Source organism: Nonomuraea polychroma, from assembly GCF_004011505.1.
GTDB classification, from domain to species: Bacteria; Actinomycetota; Actinomycetes; order Streptosporangiales; family Streptosporangiaceae; genus Nonomuraea; species Nonomuraea polychroma.
This window is the reverse complement of record NZ_SAUN01000001.1, coordinates 2193699-2212249: the sequence shown is the minus strand read 5'-3', so window position 1 is coordinate 2212249 and position 18551 is coordinate 2193699. Positions and strand designations below refer to the sequence as shown.

Genomic DNA, 18551 nt, shown 5'->3' with positions numbered 1-18551 from the left:
CATGCGTGGCGGTGTCAGTTTCAGGTACGGAGTGCTCGTCCTGCTGGCGGTCATGGTGCTGGTGCCGTTCATCGGCATCGTCCTGGCCGCCCTGCATCCGCCCGGCTCACAGCTCAACGGGCTGAGCATCCCGGACCGGTGGTCGTGGGAGAACTTCACGCTCGCCTGGGAGCGGGGCAACATGACCGCCCTCATGCGTTCGAGCCTGCTGATCGCGGTCTTCGTGGTGCCGCTGTCGGTGGTGCTGGCCACGCTCGCGGGCTACGGGCTGGCGATCCTCAGGGTGTGGGGGCACCGGACGTTGTCGTTCGGGTTCGTGATGGGGCTGACGCTGCCGATCGAGCTGATCGTCGTGGCGCTCTACTTCAACCTGCGCGAGGTCGGTCTCACGAACTCCTACATCGGCATCATTCTGGCCGAAGCGGCCCTGTTCATGCCGTTCGGGGTGTACTGGATGCAGACGCACTTCTCGAACGTGCCCGAGGAACTCGTGGAGGCGGCGCGCATCGACGGGGCCAGGGACCTCATCGTGCTGGCGCGGGTGCTGGTGCCGATCTCGTGGCCGGCGATCACCACGTTGTCGGTGCTGTACTTCATGTGGTCGTGGAATCAGTTCATGCTGGTGCTGGTGATGATGCAGGATCCCGATCGGCGTACGGCGCCGAGCGGGCTGGGGTTGTTCGTCGGCGAGCACACGACGGACATCCCGTTGCTGGCGGCGGCCTGCTTGATCGTCATCGCCCCGATCGTGGTCGTTTACCTCCTCTTCCAGCGCAGCTTCGTCAGCGGCATCACCCAAGGCGCCATCAAGGGCTGACCACCGCCCATGCCCCGGCCCGTCCTGGCACGGCCACAGGCGGCGGGATGGGGTGGATTTTGGCGTTCGTACCACCCTCCGTGTCAAGATGCGGTGTGGTCGGTACCCCGCCTGAGCTGGAGCGCGGCACCGGCGTCCCCGCGCACGTGCAGATCGAGCGATGGCTGCTCGAGTCGATCGACAGGGGCGAGCTGGCGCCGGGCGACCGGCTGCCCGGCGAGCGGGAGCTGGCCGGGCGGCTCGGCGTGAGCAGAATGACGCTCAGGCAGGCCCTGGCGACCCTGGAGCACGACGGTGTGCTGATCAGAGTCCCCGGCAGGACGGGCGGCGCGTTCGTGGCCGAGCCGCGCATCGAGTGCGACCTGACCGGCCTGGCCGGTTTCACCGAGCAGATGCGCCGGGCCCACCTGCGGGCCGAGGCGCGGATCCTGACCGCCCGGACGGTGCCCGCGACGGGCACGGTGGCCAGGGCGCTGGAGGTCGAGGCGGGCTCGCCGGTGCACGAGGTGGTGCGGGTGCGCTCGGCCGGGCGCTCACCGGTGGCGCTCGAGCGTTCCTACTTCCCCCACCTGCCCGGCCTGCTCGACCAGGACCTCACCGGCTCCCTCTACACCCTGCTGGCCGGCCACTACGACCTGGAGCCGCGCACCGCGGTCGAGCACCTCGACCCGGTGATCGCCCGTCCCGGCGACGCCGCCGAGCTGGGCATCGCGCCAGGTGCGCCGCTCATGCTGATCGAGCGCACGGCCTACGCGGCCGACGGCACGCCGGTGGAGTTCGCGCGCGACCTGTTCCGCCCCGACCGGGTCCGGATCTCCGTACGCAGCGGCGTCACGGGACCAGCGGGGTCTTGACCACCGTGCCCGGCACCCACGCCCCCTCGACCTCGATCTCCACCTCGGCCCCCGGCTCGGCCGTCAGGTAGGCGTAGGCGATGGACTCGCGGGCGGTGTAGCCGTAGCCGCCGGAGGTGACGCGGGCCACGACCCGCCCGTCCAGCCGGACGGGCTCGTTGCCGAGCGCCACGGCCCTCGGGTCGCTCAGCGTCACGCACCGCAACCGCCGGAGCTCGCGCCCGGGAACCGGGTCCAGCGCATCCTTCCCGAGGAAGTCCTTGTCCGATGTGACGCAGAACCCCAGCCCTGCCTCGTACGGCGTGGTCTCCGGCCCGATGTCGGCGCCCCACACGCGGTATCCCTTCTCCAGCCGCAGGCTGTCGATGGCCTTGTACCCGCCGGCCACCAGCCCGTACGGCTCCCCCGCCCGCCACAGGGCCTGCCACAACGCCAGGCCGTACTCGCTGGAGCAGTAGAGCTCCCAGCCGTGCTCGCCCACGAACGTCACCCGCAGCGCCAGCACCGGCACGTCCCCCACGGTGATCTCCCGCGACGACATGAACGGGAAGTCCATCGGATCCGGCGTCAGCTCCTTGACGATGTCGCGGGCGCGCGGCCCCCACAGGGCGAAGCAGGCGTACTGGCCGGTCACGTCGGCGATCCTGGCTGTGGAGCCGGTGTGCGCGGCCTGCTTGCGCAGCCATCCCAGGTCGTGCGAGCCGAACGCGGTGCCGGTGACGATGAGGAACTCCTCCTCGCCGCGCCGGGTGACGGTGAAGTCGCACTCGATGCCGCCGCGCCGGTTGAGCGCCTGCGTGTACGTGACCGCGCCCACCTCACGGGCGACCCGGTTGTCGCACACCCACTCCAGCAACTCCGCCGCTCCGGCGCCGGTGACCTCGATCTTGGCGAACGAGCTCTCGTCGAACAGCCCCGCCGTGGTGCGGGTGGCCCGGTGCTCGACCCCGATCGCGGGCGACCACAACCGGCCCGCCCAGCCCGCCGGCCGCTCCCCTCCCCCGTCCTCGTTCGACGCGTAGTAGTTGACCCGCTCCCAGCCCGACTTCTCCCCGAAGACGGCCCCGTGGGCGGCGTGCCAGCCGTAGGCGGGCGAGACCCGCAGCGGCCGCCCCGCCGACCGCTCGTGCCCGGGGTAGCGGATGTCGTAGTACGTCTCGTAGTTCTCGACCGCCCGCTTGAGCGTGTACGACGGCGAGCGGTAGTGGCGGCCGAACCGGCGCACGTCCATGTGCCACAGGTCCATGCTGGGCTCGCCCTCGACGATCCACTCGGCCATCACCTTGCCGATGCCGCCCGCGCCCGCGATGCCGTGCGCGCAGAACCCGGCCGCCACGAAGAACCCGGCCACCTCGGTCTCGCCGAGGCAGAACTCGTTGTCAGGGGTGAACGCCTCGGGCCCGTTGATCAGCTTGCGAATGCCGACGTCGGCCATCGCCGGCACCCGGATCCGGGAGTTGTCGAAGATCTCCTCGAGCCGGGGCCAGTCCTCGGGCAGCAGGCGGCCGTTGAAGTCGGCGGGCACCGCGTCGTAGGTGTTGGGGCCGGCCGTCCAGGGCGCGCAGGTGCGCTCGTAGCCGCCCATGACCAGGCCCTGCACCTCCTGCCGGTAGTAGACGAGCAGGTCGGGGTCGCGCAGCGTGGGCAGGCCGGTGTGGTCGTGGAAGGCGTCGGTCACGACGTACTGGTGCGACATCGGCACGATCGGGACCCGCACGCCGGCCATGCGGCCGATCTCGGCCGCGAACATGCCACCGCAGTTGACCACGATCTCGCAGTCGATGTCGCCCTGGTCGGTGCGGACCCGGGTGACCCGGCCGTTCGCGGTGTCGATGCCGAGCACCCGGGTGCCGGTGCGGATGACGGCGCCGCCCTCGCGGGCCCGCGCGGCCAGGGCGTAGCACAGCTGGGACGGGTCGATCTGGCCGTCCGTCGGCAGGTACGCGGCTCCGACGACGCCTTCGGGGTTCATGAGCGGGAACAGCTCCACGGCCTCGGCCACCGAGATCTCCTCAAGCGGCAGCCCGAACGTCCGCGCCCACCCGATCTGGCGCCGGATCTCGGCCATCCGCTCGGGGGTGGAGGCCAGCTTGATGCCGCCGCATTCGGTCCAGCCGGCGTCGAGGGTGCGGTAGAGCTCGACGGAGTACTGGTTCATCCGGGTCAGGGTGGGGTCGGCGCGCAACTGGCCGACGAGCCCGGCGGAGTGGAAGGTGGAGCCGCTGGTCAGTTCGTCCCGCTCGAGCACGACGACGTCGCGCTCGCCGAGCTGGGTGAGGTGGTAGGCGACGGACGCGCCGCCCACGCCGCCGCCGATGATCACGATGCGGGCCGAGTCGCTCATGCTCGCGAGGCTAGCCGCCACGCCGTAAAAGGTCTAGACCGTTTAGCGCGGGTCGTCCTAGCATCGAGCATGGCCGTGCCCCAGGTGCTCGATCGTATCCCCCTGCTGTCCGGCGTGCCCCGTACCGTCGAGGAGTTGCCCGGCGGGCTGACCAACCACAACTACAAGGTCGTCACACCCGATGGGGCGTACGTGGCGCGCGTTTGGGCCAGCGACGGGGCGATGCTGGCCATCGACAGGGACGCCGAGCACGCGAACTCGATCGCGGCGGCGGCCGCCGGGGTGGGGGCGCCGGTGCACGCGTACCTGCCCGAGCTCGGCGTGCTGGTGGTGGGGTTCCTGCCGGGGCGAACCTTCACGGAGGCCGACCTGCGGGATCCGGCGAACCTGCCGCGCGTGGCGGAGGCGTGCCGGCGGCTGCACGGCGGGCCACGTTTCGTGCGTGACTTCGACATGTTCGACGTCCAGCAGCGCTACCTGGAGATCGTCCAGAGCCGCGGCTTCCGACTTCCTGCGAAATATCTCGAATTCATGCCCGTTGTCGCCCAAATCCGGAAATGTCTGGAAGTGCGGTACGAGGGCACCGTTCCGTGCAACAACGACCTGCTGCCGGGCAACATCCTCGACGACGGCGAGCGCCTCTGGCTGATCGACTACGAGTACTCCGGGAACAACGACCCCTGCTTCGAGCTCGGCAACATCTGGAGCGAGTCGGACCTGCCGCTGGGCCACCTGGAGGAGCTCGTCACGGCATACTACGGCCGCCGGCTCCGCAACAAGATCGCCCGGGCCCGGCTGCTCGGCCTCATGTCCAAGTACGGCTGGACGTTGTGGGCCTCGATCCAGGACGGCGCCAACGAGAGCATCGACTTCGACTTCTGGTCGTGGGGGATGGAGAAGTACGAGCGGGCGGTGGCCGAGTTCACCGGGCCCGAGCTGACGTCCCTCATGGACGAGGCCGCGCGTACAGATTAGGCCGGGCAGACTTGGTGGCATGCTTGCCGCATTGACCGGTCTGGGCCTGTCCACGGCCGCCGGCCTGAACGCCTACATCCCGCTCCTGGTGGTGGGCGTGTTGTCGAACGTCACCGACGCCGTGAAGCTGCCCGACGGCTACTCCTGGCTGTCCAACTGGGGCGTGCTCGCGATGATCGCGGTGCTGCTGCTCGCGGAGATGGTCCTCGACAAGGTCCCTGCCGTGGACAGCGTCAACGACGCCATCCAGACCGTGATCCGCCCGGCCTCCGGCGGCGTGGTGTTCTCGGCCACGAACGCCGCCGCCGAGCTTGAGAAGTCCACGTGGATGACCGAGAACCCGTGGGTGGGATGGCTCCTGGGCATCATGGTGGCCCTGGCCGTGCACGCGATGAAGGCGGCGGCCCGCCCGGTGGTCAACGCGGGCACGGCGGGCGTGGGCGCGCCGGTGGTGAGCACGGCGGAGGACGCCGGGTCGCTCGGCATGAGCCTGATCGCGGTTTTCGCCCCGATCCTGGTGATCGTCGCGTTGCTGGTGCTCGCCGTCCTGTCCTGGTGGCTGTTCAGGAGGGTACGCCGTTTCCGCGCCCGCCGCCGTGCCGCCCGAAGTCAGCCTCCGGGCTGACCCCTTCTCCGTCTGCGGGGTGATCCGCCGGCCCTGCCGCGCCTCGTACGGTGATCCCGGTTAGCGAACAACCGCAAGACGTGTGCGCGTCACCGTGGCCCCCCACCCAGGACGCTCACGCGGCAGAGGGCCCGGCGGCGTCCGCACCGCCGGGCTCCTCACACCCGCAGACTCCGCAGCCACCCTCCCACGAGCTGGACGAACTCGGCCGGGCGCTCCTCGTGCAGCCGATGGCTGGAGCCTTCCCAGCACACGACCTTCGACTTCGGCACCTTGAGCAGGCCCGCCTCCCAGTTCGCACGCCGCGGATCGGCCCAGATCGACAACACCGGGCATCGCCTGCGTGCCAGGTAGTCGTCGCTGGCCGGCCGCACCCCGATGGCGTCCGGCGCCGTGAACATCGCCTCGAACGCCTGGACGAGCACGTGCGGCGGCATGCCGTGCAGCCTGCGCTTGTGCCAGCGGCGGATGACGGCGGGCGTGGCGGCGTTCGTACACCACTCGTCGATCGCCTCGGCGGCGGCGTGGGGATGCTCGCCACGCAGCCCCTCGATCATCGTGGGGAATCCCTGGGCGATGTCGGCGGTCATGCCGTAACCGGGGTCGAGGGCGACGAGCGCGCGCACCCGGTCCGGGTGCTCGACGGCGAGGATCGAGGCCACCTGGCCACCCATCGAGTGCCCGACGGCGACGACCTGGGCGACGCCGAGGCGGTCGAGCAGCACACTCAGATCCTCCGCCATCATGCGAGGCGTGTTGCCCGTCTCCGGGACCGACGAGTAGCCGTGACCGCGCAGGTCCGCCGCGATCACCCGGCGCCCGGCGGCGACCAGCGCGTCGATGTGCCAGGACCATTGGTGCGAGTCGGTCCCCCAGCCGTGCACGAGCAGCAGCGGCGGCCCGTCGCCGCCGCCGTCGTCGGTGTAGAAGAGGCTGATGTCGTCGCCGACGTCCGCGTACGGCATGACTCACCCCGCTTCTTCCGGGCGGGGCGGCAGCAGCGCCGAGTCCCCCGCCGTCCAGCCGCCGTCGATGGCGAGCTCGGCGCCGGTGACGTACGAGGCGGCGTCGGACAGCAGGAACGCGATCGCCTCCGCGACCTCCTCCGGCTGGCCCCACCGCCCGGCAGGGGCCAGAGGGAAGGTGCCCTCGCCCGACACGGCACCGAACGGCTGGGTCATCGGGGTGACGATCATGCCCGGGTGCACGGAGTTGACCCTGATCCGGTCCTTGCCGAACTCCAAGGCGGCGATCTTGGTGAGCCCGCGCACGCCCCACTTCGACGCGCCATACCCGCCCGTTCCCGGCAGCGCGAAGAGCCCCGCGACCGACGACAGGTTGACGATGGCGCCGCCGCCCGACTCCCGCATGGCCCCCACGACAGCCTTGAGCCCCAGGAAGACGCCGACCAGGTTGACCTGGAGCACCCGCTCGAACTCGTCCAGCGGCTGCTGCTCGATGGGCACCAGGCTGGCGATGCCGGCGTTGTTCACCAGGCCGTCGAGCCGCCCGAACTCCTCCACGGTCCGCGCGACCACGGCCGCCCACTGGTCCTCGCTCGTCACGTCGTGGGGGATGAAGCGGGCCTCCAACTCCTTGGCGGTGGCCGTGCCCTCCTCCACGAGCACGTCCGAGAGCACGACCCGCGCACCGGCCGCGACGCAGCGCCGCGCGGTCGCCGCCCCCATCCCCCTCGCACCACCGGTGATGATCACAACCTTGCCGTCCAGCACGCGCCACCGCCCCTTCTCCGCCCTGACCGCGAACATGTGCACTGAAACACAGGCCTCCGTCTCGTATCAAGGGCTTGCTTGGTCGCGCGCGCCAGAACCGCCCGGGCGCACTATCCTCTAGGCATCAACACCAACAGGGGGTGGCGAAGATCGAGTTCATGGTCATCGTGCTAGTGATCCTGGCGTTCCTGCTGCTGATGATGGGCGTCGGCGTCTACCTGCTGGTCAAGGTGGGCAAGAAGGCGGCAGGCAAGGCCAAGGAGGCCGCGACGCGGCTGAGCACGCACGTCAACGCGATGGGCACGGGTGACGCCGCCGAGGTCGAGCGGCTCCGCCTCGACCTGCGCCGCGAGGTGTCGCTCACCCGCCAGGCCGTCGAGCAGGCGCAGCGTCAGGGCTGGGGGCTCGGCGACCTGCCGCGACTCCTGGCCGACCTGGAGGCGCAGGCCGAGGTGCACGACGGGCAGCTCGGCATGTACGCCCAGCAGCGGCGCGTGTCGCCGTACATCGACCACGCCACCCTGGACCGGCTGCGCGAGCACCAGGCCAAGCTGACGGCGATGTGCGCCCGCATCCGCGCCGACCTCCTCGGCGACCAGGTGCACCACACGGCCTCGGGCATCGCCGACCTCAGCTCCCGCACGGACCTGGAGATCGAGGCCCGCCGCCGCGCGCCGGACCCACTGGAGGAGATCGACGAGCTCTACCGCCGCTCGATGGAGGAACGCAAAGACCGCCCCTGACTCACTGTGACATCATGGACGCGTCACGTGAGGTTCGCTGAGGAGGCGGCGTGGTGAGCACGACCTTGCCGACGTGGTTTTATCCCGGGCCTCCCGGCGGCTGGACCGCCGACATGCTCGACCACCTACCTCCCGAGGCACCGCGGCACATCGAGCTGATCGATGGGTCGCTGATCGTGAGGTCGCCGCAGACCAGCAAGCGGCTGCAGACCAACATCGGATTCGACGTGGACATCGACCTCACGTTGAAGTGGCCGCCGGCTTAGAGACGGCCCCACTCCCCGTAAACCAACTCCGCCAGCTCGGCCTCCGTGGCGCCCTCATTGGCCTTGGCCTTCGTGGCCTGGGCCTGGGCTTTGGTGGGCAGCAGGCCGTCGAGCAGGACGGGCAGCGACAGCCGCCGCAGCAGCACTTCGGACTCCGAGACCCCGTAAGGTCTGCGCGTCACCGCCACGTTCACCCGCAGCGCGTGCTCGTTCCCCGGTGGAACACCTGGACGATCGATCTCGATGGCCGAATACCGGAAGCCGTTCGTCAGGTTGCAGGCAGCACACGAGGCCGGGCCCCTGCTGAGTCTGCCGCCACATTCCGCACAGGTCAGGCGGTCGTAAGCGGCGTCGACCACCCGCCACGGATGCTTGTCTGGCTCATCGACGACCATTTCGGCAATGAGACGCTCGTCGAGCGGCTCCCCCGTGCCGAACTCGCGCTCGAGAAAGCCCCGCCAACCCTCCTCGACGATCTCGTCCACCAGCCCGGCACATCGGTCACAGCCAGGCGCCCCGGCCGGCTCCCAGTGACCACACACCCCGCAGCGTCGCATGCCCGCACGCTACAAGGCGCCCAGCACCGACCGCATCGCAATATCGGCCGGCCGGCTTTCCCTCGGGTCGGCCGGCGAATATTCGGTTGCGGCATGGAGACGTGCCTCGGCATACTCGGCCACGTTGATCGCTTACCGCGATGCGAAGGGAGGGTGAGACCGTGACGACGACTGTTCGCGTGCCGTTTTCCGCGTCCTCATTCCTTCCCACCGCATGCTCATTGATCTGATCGACGTGCCGGTGGGTCTCACACCTGGAGCAATCCCACCGTGCCGAAGCACTCACAGCACCGCCGCCGTGGCAAGTACGCCCTCGACGCCGACGACCTCGAATGGCTGGAGAGCACTCCCGACACCACCATCGCCGACGACGGCCCGCCCGAGGGTGACCGCTGGTCCACCTGGGACCAGAGCACGCCCACCGAGAAGGGCCCCAGGCCGTACCCCCACTGGCTGGTCACCGACCTGGCTGCCGTCGACACCGAGCACGGCGTGCTCAAGACCGGCAAGGAAGCCGACGTCCATCTGATCTCGCGCGGCGTGCCGGGCACGGACCGGGTGTGCCTGCTGGCCGCCAAGCGATACCGCTCGGCCGAGCATCGCCTCTTCCACCGCGACTCCGGCTACCTGGAAGGCCGCAGGACCCGCGACGACCGCATGAACCGGGCCATGGCCAACCGCACCGCGTTCGGCAGGCAGGCGATCGCCGGCCAGTGGGCGGTGGCCGAGTTCGGGGCGTTGTGCAGGCTGTGGGAGCTGGGCATTCCGGTGCCCTACCCGGTCCAGATCGTGGGGACGGAGATCCTGCAGGAGTTCATCGGGTCTCCGGACGGGTACGCGGCCCCTCGCCTCGCCCAGGTGTCCGACGGCCTGAATGACCTGTGGAAGCAGTTGGTCGAGGCCATGGTCACGCTGGCCGGCGAGGGCCTCGCCCACGGCGACCTGTCCCCGTACAACCTGCTGGTCCACGACGGCAGGCTGGTGATCATCGACCTGCCGCAGATCGTGGACGTCATCGCCCATCCGGCCGGGCCGTCGTTCCTGGACCGCGACGCCCGCAACGTCGCCACCTGGTTCGCCGCCAAGGGCGTCGCAGCGGCGGACCCGGAGGCTTTGGCCGCACTCCTGCGTACCGAGGCAGGAATCTCCCGGTGACGCACCGTCAACGGGAGCCCTCAAGGGACTCGATGGTGGCGCGGAGCCAGGCCAGCTCGGCCTGGCTCGTGGCGTGGGCGATGGTCAGCAGCCCCTGCCGGAACGGATCCCCGAACTCCTCTGCCCCCATCGGCCGATCCCCGTCATAGAAGAAACTGGTCGGCTCCTCCAGGAACGCCAGCCGCCGCCGCAGCACGACCGCCTGCGCGTCCGGCTCGCCCAGATGGCGGAGGAACGCCAGCAGCGTGAACCACCGGTTCTCATCGCTGATGTCGAGGTCGTCCGGCTCCCGCAGCCGCCGCTCCAGCTCCTCGCGCCCCTCGTCCGTCAGGTAGAGCGTGCGCCGCGGCGCGGCGGCCATCCCGGGCTCGTCCTTCCTGATCAGCCATCCGGCCGCGGCCATGCGTTTGATCGCCGGGTAGAGCGTGCCGTCGGCCACCGGGCGCACGTGCCCCATCAGGGCCGCCACACGTTTCCGCAGGTCGTATCCGTGTAACGGCCGGTCTCTGAGGAAGCCCAGTATCGCCAGCTCCAACATGACGACGATCATACCTCGGAGCCGATATATATTGGCCCCGATACACGAGGAGGCCGTCATGCACGATGCCATCGTCCACCCCAGCGGCGCTCGCATGCGCTGGGTCGAGCTGCCGGGTGCCGAGCCGGCCCGTGTGTACGTTCACGGCCTCGGCGCCACCTCGGCCCCCTACTACGCGGAGGTCGCGGCACACCCTCTGCTGGGGCGCCACCGCTCGCTCCTGATCGACCTGCTCGGCTTCGGCATCAGCGACCGGCCGGAGGACTTCGCCTACACGCTCGAAGCCCACGCGGACACGCTGGCCGAGGCGCTGGGCAAGGCGGGGGTCGCGGGCGCGTCGCTGATCGCCCACAGCATGGGCGGGGCGGTGGCCATCGTCCTGGCCGCCCACCACCCCGAGATGGTCGCCAACCTGATCCTCGTGGACGCCAACCTCGACCCGTACTCCCCGATTCCCGTCCAACCCGGCAGCAGCGGCATCGCGAGCTACACGGAGGAGGAGTTCGTCGCGCACGGATGGAAGGAGGTCCGTGACCGGGTGGGGCCGCACTGGTGGTCCACGATGCGGCTGGCGGACCTGCGCGGCCTGCACCGCACGGCCGTGAGCCTCGCCCAAGGCACCGATCCCACGATGCGCGAGATGCTCAAGGCCCTGCCGATCCCCCGCGCCTTCCTGCACCCGCAGGGCGACCCGCCGGAGGCCGCCGACGACCTGCGTGCGGCCGGCGTCCAGGTCCTCGGCATTCCCGAGTCCGGCCACAACATCATGCTCGACAACCCGGAGGCCTTCGCCCAGACGCTCAGGACCCTCCTCCCCTAAGTCCCTGTCGCGCCGACCGCCTCTCAACCGACCCTGCATCGCACGCCTGCACGACCAACCGGCGAAGGATCTTCCCACCTTCCAATACTCTCCGCGATCAACATGCGACAATAAGCGACATGCCGTCCCCCCGACACGACACGCTCATCCAGATGTTCAGCGACCGCCCGCAACTGGCCGTAGAGATCCTGCGCGACCTCATGGGCGTGGAACTGCCCGCCACCCCACTCCTTCGGGTGGAGGACAACACCTTCAACACCCGCCCCTCCGACGACTTCGAGGCCGACCTGGTCATCGTCCTGGGACCACCGCAAACCCCCGCGCATGCCATCATCGTGGAGATCCAGCAGGACACGTCCAAGCCTCCCCGGCAGCTCGCCCGCTACGCCGCCGCACTGTGGCTGATGCTTGGCTGCAACGTCACAGTGCTGGTCATCTGCCCGAACCGTGCGGCCGCCGCCTATTACACGCGACCGATCGATTCCGGGCTGGACGGTTATCGCCTGCAAGCCCGGGTGCTGGGACCCGACTGCATCCCGGCCATCACCGATCCCGAGCACGCCCTCGCCCACCTGGACCTGGCCACCATGTCGGTCATGGTCCACGGCCGCAACCGCAAGGTCGTCGAGGCGTTCGCCGCAGCACTCGTAAAGACAGACGACGAACACGCTCTGCAGTACCATGAATACGCATACAGCATGGCCTCGCCCGAGATCCGGTGCCTTATGGAGGAGATCATGACGTCCACCACCTGGCCGGTCTACAGCCCCATGGCCCGCGAACATTTCGGCCGCGGCAAAACGGAAGGCAAGGCGGAAGGCAAGGCGGAAGGTAAGGCCGAAGGGAGAGCGGAGGAGGCGGCCAGGATGGTGCTACTCGTGCTGGGCGCCCGCGGCCTCGACGTCCCGGACGGCATCCGGGCCCGGATCAGCGCCTGCACCGACCTCGACCAACTCGAAACCTGGGCCACCCGGGCTGCCACCGCCCAAACCCAGCACGACATCTTCGACGAACCAGACGATCAGCGGCATTAGTGCGTGGCGTCTTTACTCCCACGCGGCCGCAGCGAGAAAGGGAGCCGGCCTGGACGAGCGGCATGATCGTCCGTGGGCCGGTGTCCCTCTCCGTCGCGTGATCTGCCGGACGCCCAGGCCAGGGGGCCCTTACCGCACTCCGGCCTCGCGCATGTCCCTGAGCTCCCGCTTGAGCTCCTTGATCTCGTCGCGCAACCGGGCGGCCACCTCGAACTGCAGGTCGGCCGCGGCCTGGTGCATCTGCTCGGTCAGCGACTCGACCAGCGACTCGATCTGCGCGCGCGGCATCTCGCCCGCGATGGCCTTGGCGTGCTGCCCGGCCTGCCGCGACGCGAACCCGGGCATGGGCGCCTTGCCGCGCGACTGCTGACGGCCCCCGCCGCCGAGCAGCTTGTCGGTGTCGGCGTCCTCGCGCTGCAGCGAGTCCAGGATGTCGGCGATCTTCTTGCGGAGCGGCTGCGGGTCGATGCCGTTGGCCTGGTTGTAGGCGATCTGCTTGGCCCGCCGCCGGTTGGTCTCGTCGATCGCCCGCTCCATCGACGGGGTCACCTTGTCGGCGTACATGTGGACCTGGCCTGACACGTTTCGGGCGGCGCGGCCGATGGTCTGGATCAGGGACGTCTCGGAGCGCAGGAAGCCCTCCTTGTCAGCGTCGAGGATGGCCACCAGCGACACCTCGGGCAGGTCGAGGCCCTCGCGCAGCAGGTTGATGCCGACGAGCACGTCGAACTCGCCGGTGCGCAGCTCGCGCAGCAGCTCGATGCGGCGCAGCGTGTCGACCTCGCTGTGCAGGTAGCGGACCCGGATGCCGAGCTCCAGGAGATAGTCGGTGAGGTCCTCGGACATCTTCTTCGTCAGCGTGGTGACCAGCACGCGCTCGTCCCGGTCGGCGCGCTCGCGGATCTCGTGGACCAGGTCGTCGATCTGCCCCTTGGTGGGCTTGACGACGATCTCGGGGTCGACCAGGCCGGTCGGGCGGATGACCTGCTCGACGACCTCGCCCTTGACCCGCCCCAGCTCGTAGGACCCCGGCGTGGCCGACAGGTAGACGGTCTGGCCGATGCGCTCCAGGAACTCCTCCCACTTCAGCGGCCGGTTGTCCATCGCCGACGGCAGCCGGAAGCCGTGCTCGACCAGCGTGCGCTTGCGGGAGGCGTCGCCTTCGTACATGGCGCCGATCTGCGGCACGGTCTGGTGCGACTCGTCCAGGACCAGCAGGAAGTCCTCGGGGAAGTAGTCGAGCAGCGTGTTGGGCGCGCTGCCGGGCTCCCGCCCGTCCATGTGGCGGGAGTAGTTTTCGATGCCGGAGCAGGTGCCGATCTGCCGCATCATCTCGATGTCGTACGTCGTCCGCATCCGCAGCCGCTGTGCCTCCAGCAGCTTGCCCTGCCGCTCCAGCTCCGACAGCCGCTCGGCCAGCTCCGCCTCGATGCCCGCGACCGCGGCCGCCATGCGCGCCTCGCCGGCGACGTAGTGGGAGGCGGGGAAAATGTAGAGCTCCTCGTCCTCGGTGATGACCTCGCCGGTCAGCGGGTGCATGGTGGAGAGCTTCTCGATCTCGTCGCCGAACATCTCGATGCGGACGGCGAGCTCTTCGTACTTCGGGATGATCTCGATGGTGTCGCCGCGCACCCGGAACGTGCCGCGGGTGAAGGCGAGGTCGTTACGCGTGTACTGCATGTCGACCAGGCGGCGCAGCAACTGGTCGCGGTCGACGTCCATGCCGACGCGCAGCCTGGCCATGCGGTCGACGTATTCCTGCGGGGTGCCCAGGCCGTAGATGCAGGACACGGAGGCGACCACGATCGTGTCCCTGCGGGTGAGCAGGGAGTTGGTGGCCGAGTGGCGCAGCCGCTCGACCTCGTCGTTGATCGAGGAGTCCTTCTCGATGTAGGTGTCGCTCTGCGGGACGTAGGCCTCGGGCTGGTAGTAGTCGTAGTAGGAGACGAAGTATTCCACCGCGTTGTTGGGCAGCATCTCCCGCAGCTCGTTGGCGAACTGGGCGGCGAGCGTCTTGTTGGGCTGCATGACCAGCGCGGGCCGCTGCAGGCGCTCGATCAGCCAGGCGATCGTGGCCGTCTTGCCGGTGCCGGTGGCACCGAGCAGGACGTTGTCCTTCTCCCCGGCCTTGACGCGGCGCTCCAGCTCGGCGATGGCCGTCGGCTGGTCGCCGGAAGGAGTCATCTCGGTGACGACCTCGAACGGCGCCACCCTCCGCTGCAAATCTGTGACCGGTCGCATAATGCCCACTGTAGGCGGCGGGGCTGACAGAATCCGCCGTCAGGCCGACCGCTCCCCGATCCGCGGGAACGGGGTGGTGGAGAAGACGACCTCCACGGGCACCTCGAAGTATTCGGCGATCTTCAGCGCCAGGTAAAGGCTCGGGCTGTACTCCCCCCGTTCCAGGTAGCCGATGGTCTGATAGTGCACCCCCAGGGCATCGGACAGCTGCCTGCGGGTGACGTTCCGCTCTGCGCGCAGCAGCGCGATGCGGTTGTAGACGGTCTCGCTCATCACCACGTATTTTCTCAGACGACCCGCTGGAGTGCCCGGTGGCGCCGCGCCTCCATCAGCGGGCCCGACTCGCGCCTGGCCATCCTGCGCAGGATCGGCGGCGCGATGAGCAGGCTCGCCACCGCCCAGGCCAGGAGCACCAGGACCACCCCGGCCACGACCATGATCGCCAGACCGGCCGAGGACTGCAGCATCAGCAGCGCGATGCGGCCGACGAGACAGCCCAGCATGCCCTGCGGAACCGCCTTGACGCGCAGCAGGGTGCCGTCCTCGCGCTCGACGGCCATCATGCTGATCACGCCGATCAGCCCGTTGAACGCCACCCCCAGGCCGAGGATGCCCGGCAGGGTCAGCATGGCCAGGGGAACGGCGGAGCCCGGCGCCGTCGCGTCGCGCTGGAAGTAGAGCACGACCACGAAGGCCGCCGTGGAGATCACGTTGAAGGCGATGTCCTGCGGGCTGGTCAGGCTGTGCTTGACAAGCACTCTCACCGCCCCCATGAAACCTCCAAGTAGTATGTCTACTACATAGATAGCACCTCTACTACGAGACGCAACAGACCTGTGACAGGGCTTTGCAAGCGAACAGCAAGTCACACCCGATACGGTCGGATTCGCCTGTAGCGGAAAAGGAAGGTCTAATGTCACGACCCAGAGAGGCACTGATCCAGGCAGGTCAGGGCATAGCCCAAGCGGTCGCCCAAGGGGGTGATGTACGACAGGCCATGGGCCAGGCCATGGGACAGGTCGTCGACCAGGCGGGACAACTGGCCGGGCAGGGCCGCGGCTTCGCGCTGAACCCCCACGACTTCGCCGCCGCGCGTGACGGAGGCGCCTCCGTCGGCACGCTCATCGAGGCCAGGACGGCGTCGCTGACCGAGGCCGGGGAGATCGTCAACCGCAGCTTCGCCGAGAACGGCATGCACGTCATCTCCCCCGTGGTGATCCCCAAGGGCAGCACCGCGAAGGTGATCGTGCCGCTGGGCATCCTGGTGGTGCTCGGCCTCATCGGCGCGCTCGGCAACGTCATCCCGAACACCGATCTGATCTTCGGGCCGCACTACTGGGTGGTGCTGGTCCTGGCCGCGGTGTTCCTGTGGTGGCGGCGCAGCGTGGTGATGGTGCCCGAGGGCTGCAAGGCGCTGATCACCCAGTTCGGCAAGCTGGTGCACATCGCGGACCCGGGCCGGGTGACGCTGTTCAACCCGTGGAAGCGGGTCAGCTACATCGTCAACACCACCCGCGAGTACCCGTTCAACGCGCCGATCAGCGAGGCCCCGACCCAGCAGGGCGTCAAGGCGAGCGTGGACCTGTTCCTGCAGTTCAGGATCGAGAACCCGGCGGAGTTCATCTTCGTGCTCGGCTCGGTCAGCGGCTTCCAGTCCAAGCTGCAGAACGCCATCAGCGAGGTCACCCGCTCCCTCATCTACGCCCAGCGGGCCGAGGAGATCTACGACCTGGTGGGCGAGAGCACGCACGGCATGCTGGAGAGCCTCAACCAGCAGTTCCTCCCCGCCGTACGGCTCACCGACGTGAACATCACCCACGCCGAGCCGTCCAGCCAGGAGTACCGCATGGACCTGGCCGCCCCCGAGATGGTCCGGGTCGCCAAGGAGGCCTACACCTACGAGTACGAGCTGCAGCTGCGCAAGGAGCAGAACGAGGGCGACCTGATCAAGGAGCTGGCCGGGCTGCAGGAGACGCTGAGCGCCATTCAGGCGGAGATCGCCGGCTACCAGGCCCGCATGGACACCGCCCTCGAACGCGCCAGCCACCAGGCCAAGGCCCAGGCCAGGCAGCGCCTGGTCGAGGCGGAGTCCACGGCCAACGCCAACGCCGCGCTCCTGGAGGCGCAGGCGCTGGACATCAGGGCGCTGTCGGCCGCCGAGGCGCCCGAGATCCTGGACTACCGCTTCCAGCAGGACCTGCTGAACAAGCTCGAGTCGATCGCCACCAGGCTGCCGCAGGTGGTCCAGGTCGGCGACCAGACCGACATCGACTTCCTGGCCCTGGCCCAGCAGCTGGTGGGCGGCAAGGGCGCGGCGTTGTTCTCGGCCGAGGACATGGCCGCCATCCGCTCCAGGCTCGACGAGATCGCCTCCCGCGTGGCAGGCCGCGAGGCCGAGATCGCCGCCCTGCTCAAGAAGGCCGCCGCCGACGTGACCGTGCCCCAGGACCCGCCGGAGCCGGACGCGGACCTGGCACGCACCGTCGAACGCCTGCTGCCCGGCAAGGGGGAGATTTGATATGGCGGAGCGAACCCGACGCAGTGAGCGTAGTGGAGGCCCGACGGAGTCGGGACTCCGCGGAGTGAATGAGGAGTGGTGAGCGACCAATGACACGCGAGTTCTCGAAGATCAAGGAGTCGCTCGCCTCCTGGGGTGAGATCCGCCAGCTGCTGCGCGGCGGCGAGCAGGGGCAGCTCGTGCCGGTCGTGATCCCCAAGGACCGGCGCGGGTTCGCCTGGATGTCGCTGGTGTTCCTGGCGCTCTACTTCGCCGGCATGGCGGCGCTGACGGACCTCACGCTCATCGCGGCGTTCCTGGCACTGCTCTTCCTGCTCCTGGCGATGGTCACGATGTGGCGCAAGGCCATCATCGAGATCGAGGAGGGCACCACCGGCGTACGCAGCCGCTGGGGCGCCATCACCGGCACGCTCCCGCCGGGCCGCCACTACCTGTGGCTGCCGTGGGACCGGGTGGACGCGGTCGTCGACACCTCCACGGAGATCCCGTACTCGGCGCCGATCGTGGCCTGCCCGACGGCCGAGAACGTGCCGCTGAAGTCGATCGAGTTCTTCCTGAAGTTCAGGATCGTGGACCCCGTCGCGTTCGTGCGCACGATCGGCGCGGGCAACTTCGACCTGGTGCTGTCCAGCGCGGTGCAGGATGCGATCAGGCAGCGCAGCCGCCGGGTCAACACCGAGCGCGCGTACGACCTGCGCGGCTCCGACGTCGGCGACATGCAGGACGCGCTCAACCGCCAGCTCGGCCGCTACGGCGTGCGCATCACCGGCGCGAACATCCCCGACGTGCAGCTGCCCGACCAGTACCAGCAGCACCTGGCCACCCGCGAGAAGGTCGCCAAGGAGCTGTCGGCCTACGAGCGCGAGTGGGAGCTGACCCGAAAGCGCCGCATCGACACCCTGCTGATGGAGATCGAGCGCTCCAAGAAGACCCGTGACGCCCGCGTCGTCGAGGTCAAGGCCGCCCACAACAACGCGCGCAAGAACGTGGCGCGCATGCTGGAGGAGCAGGAGACCGAGGCGCAGCGGGTGACGTGGGAGATCGAGGCGCGTGGCAGGGCCGACCTGACCTCCGCCGAGAACGAGGCCAAGGCGCTGCGCCGGCTGGCCGAGTCGTACCGGGACAACCGGGCCGTGCTGCAGTACGAGCTGGCCCGCAAGCGCCTCGACGTGGGCGCCAAACTGGCGGAGAACGCACCCCAGGCGCTGGTCGTTCGCACCCAGCAGGGGCAGTCGGACTCCGCACTCTCCACCCTCCTCCTGGCCCAGTTGCTCCCCCGCATCTCGGGCACGGGAACAGCACAAGTGAACGGCCACACACCTTCCCCCTAG

General features: G+C 69.3%; 19 protein-coding genes. 11 read left to right on the top strand and 8 right to left on the bottom strand.

From position 1 onward, the window contains the following. Position 1: 1 nt before the first annotated feature. A complete protein-coding gene (locus tag EDD27_RS09810) occupies positions 2-817 on the top strand; it encodes a carbohydrate ABC transporter permease (RefSeq protein WP_127932113.1) in 816 nt (271 codons plus the stop codon). A gap of 95 nt (positions 818-912) precedes the next feature. Then, positions 913-1671, top strand: a complete 759-nt coding sequence (locus tag EDD27_RS09805; protein ID WP_164903550.1) for a GntR family transcriptional regulator — start codon at positions 913-915, stop codon at positions 1669-1671. Here the strand turns inward: EDD27_RS09805 and EDD27_RS09800 are convergent. Next, positions 1649-4015, bottom strand: a complete 2367-nt coding sequence (locus tag EDD27_RS09800; RefSeq protein ID WP_127932111.1) for a GcvT family protein — start codon at positions 4013-4015, stop codon at positions 1649-1651. The genes EDD27_RS09805 and EDD27_RS09800 overlap by 23 nt on opposite strands. A 69-nt stretch (positions 4016-4084) precedes the next feature. On the opposite strand from EDD27_RS09800, the gene EDD27_RS09795 reads away from it, so the two are divergent. Both EDD27_RS09795 and EDD27_RS09790 read left to right on the top strand, forming a co-directional pair. Beyond that, positions 4085-4990 (top strand): phosphotransferase, encoded by a 906-nt coding sequence (locus EDD27_RS09795; RefSeq protein ID WP_127932110.1) that lies wholly within the window; start codon positions 4085-4087, stop codon positions 4988-4990. Between the two features lie 19 nt (positions 4991-5009). Further along, positions 5010-5615 carry a DUF4126 domain-containing protein gene (locus EDD27_RS09790; protein ID WP_127932109.1) on the top strand — a complete coding sequence of 202 codons (606 nt, stop codon included), beginning with the start codon at positions 5010-5012 and terminating at the stop codon, positions 5613-5615. Between the two features lie 158 nt (positions 5616-5773). On the opposite strand, the gene EDD27_RS09785 is transcribed toward EDD27_RS09790, so the two are convergent. Further along, positions 5774-6580, bottom strand: a complete 807-nt coding sequence (locus tag EDD27_RS09785) for an alpha/beta fold hydrolase (RefSeq protein ID WP_127932108.1) — start codon at positions 6578-6580, stop codon at positions 5774-5776. A 3-nt stretch (positions 6581-6583) separates the two neighbouring features. Then, a complete protein-coding gene (locus EDD27_RS09780; RefSeq protein ID WP_127940593.1) occupies positions 6584-7384 on the bottom strand; it encodes a glucose 1-dehydrogenase in 801 nt (266 codons plus the stop codon). Between the two features lie 104 nt (positions 7385-7488). Between EDD27_RS09780 and EDD27_RS09775 the strand changes: the two genes are divergently transcribed. Continuing rightward, complete coding sequence (locus tag EDD27_RS09775; protein ID WP_127932107.1) at positions 7489-8091, top strand: hypothetical protein; 603 nt, start codon at positions 7489-7491, stop codon at positions 8089-8091. Between the two features lie 53 nt (positions 8092-8144). Beyond that, positions 8145-8357: a hypothetical protein gene (locus EDD27_RS09770; protein ID WP_421915005.1), complete on the top strand. Its 213-nt coding sequence runs from the start codon at positions 8145-8147 to the stop codon at positions 8355-8357. Here the strand turns inward: EDD27_RS09770 and EDD27_RS09765 are convergent. Continuing rightward, entirely contained in the window at positions 8354-8842 is a 489-nt protein-coding gene (locus EDD27_RS09765; protein ID WP_127940592.1) for a hypothetical protein, read from the bottom strand. The genes EDD27_RS09770 and EDD27_RS09765 overlap by 4 nt on opposite strands. A 342-nt stretch (positions 8843-9184) precedes the next feature. On the opposite strand from EDD27_RS09765, the gene EDD27_RS09760 reads away from it, so the two are divergent. Continuing rightward, positions 9185-10069: a serine protein kinase RIO gene (locus EDD27_RS09760; RefSeq protein WP_127932106.1), complete on the top strand. Its 885-nt coding sequence runs from the start codon at positions 9185-9187 to the stop codon at positions 10067-10069. 7 nt (positions 10070-10076) lie between these two features. On the opposite strand, the gene EDD27_RS09755 is transcribed toward EDD27_RS09760, so the two are convergent. Next, entirely contained in the window at positions 10077-10607 is a 531-nt protein-coding gene (locus tag EDD27_RS09755; RefSeq protein ID WP_127932105.1) for a PadR family transcriptional regulator, read from the bottom strand. Positions 10608-10665: 58 nt separating this feature from the next. On the opposite strand from EDD27_RS09755, the gene EDD27_RS09750 reads away from it, so the two are divergent. Then, positions 10666-11427 carry an alpha/beta fold hydrolase gene (locus EDD27_RS09750; RefSeq protein ID WP_127932104.1) on the top strand — a complete coding sequence of 254 codons (762 nt, stop codon included), beginning with the start codon at positions 10666-10668 and terminating at the stop codon, positions 11425-11427. Positions 11428-11546: 119 nt separating this feature from the next. Next, positions 11547-12461, top strand: a complete 915-nt coding sequence (locus tag EDD27_RS09745) for an RpnC/YadD family protein (RefSeq protein WP_241563944.1) — start codon at positions 11547-11549, stop codon at positions 12459-12461. 129 nt (positions 12462-12590) lie between these two features. Here the strand turns inward: EDD27_RS09745 and uvrB are convergent, their stop codons facing one another. From uvrB to EDD27_RS09730, 3 genes are read right to left on the bottom strand one after another with little or no spacing between them, the layout of a single operon-like run. Continuing rightward, positions 12591-14702 carry an excinuclease ABC subunit UvrB gene (gene uvrB, locus EDD27_RS09740; RefSeq protein ID WP_127932103.1) on the bottom strand — a complete coding sequence of 704 codons (2112 nt, stop codon included), beginning with the start codon at positions 14700-14702 and terminating at the stop codon, positions 12591-12593. A 39-nt stretch (positions 14703-14741) separates the two neighbouring features. After that, positions 14742-14975 (bottom strand): helix-turn-helix transcriptional regulator, encoded by a 234-nt coding sequence (locus tag EDD27_RS09735; protein WP_127932102.1) that lies wholly within the window; start codon positions 14973-14975, stop codon positions 14742-14744. A gap of 14 nt (positions 14976-14989) precedes the next feature. Continuing rightward, entirely contained in the window at positions 14990-15466 is a 477-nt protein-coding gene (locus tag EDD27_RS09730; protein WP_206641327.1) for a hypothetical protein, read from the bottom strand. Positions 15467-15615: 149 nt separating this feature from the next. Between EDD27_RS09730 and EDD27_RS09725 the strand changes: the two genes are divergently transcribed. Both EDD27_RS09725 and EDD27_RS09720 read left to right on the top strand, forming a co-directional pair. After that, positions 15616-17220: an SPFH domain-containing protein gene (locus EDD27_RS09725; RefSeq protein ID WP_127932100.1), complete on the top strand. Its 1605-nt coding sequence runs from the start codon at positions 15616-15618 to the stop codon at positions 17218-17220. 89 nt (positions 17221-17309) lie between these two features. Further along, the gene (locus EDD27_RS09720) at positions 17310-18551 is read left to right on the top strand and encodes an SPFH domain-containing protein (RefSeq protein ID WP_127932099.1); all 1242 of its coding nucleotides are present in this window, start codon (positions 17310-17312) and stop codon (positions 18549-18551) included.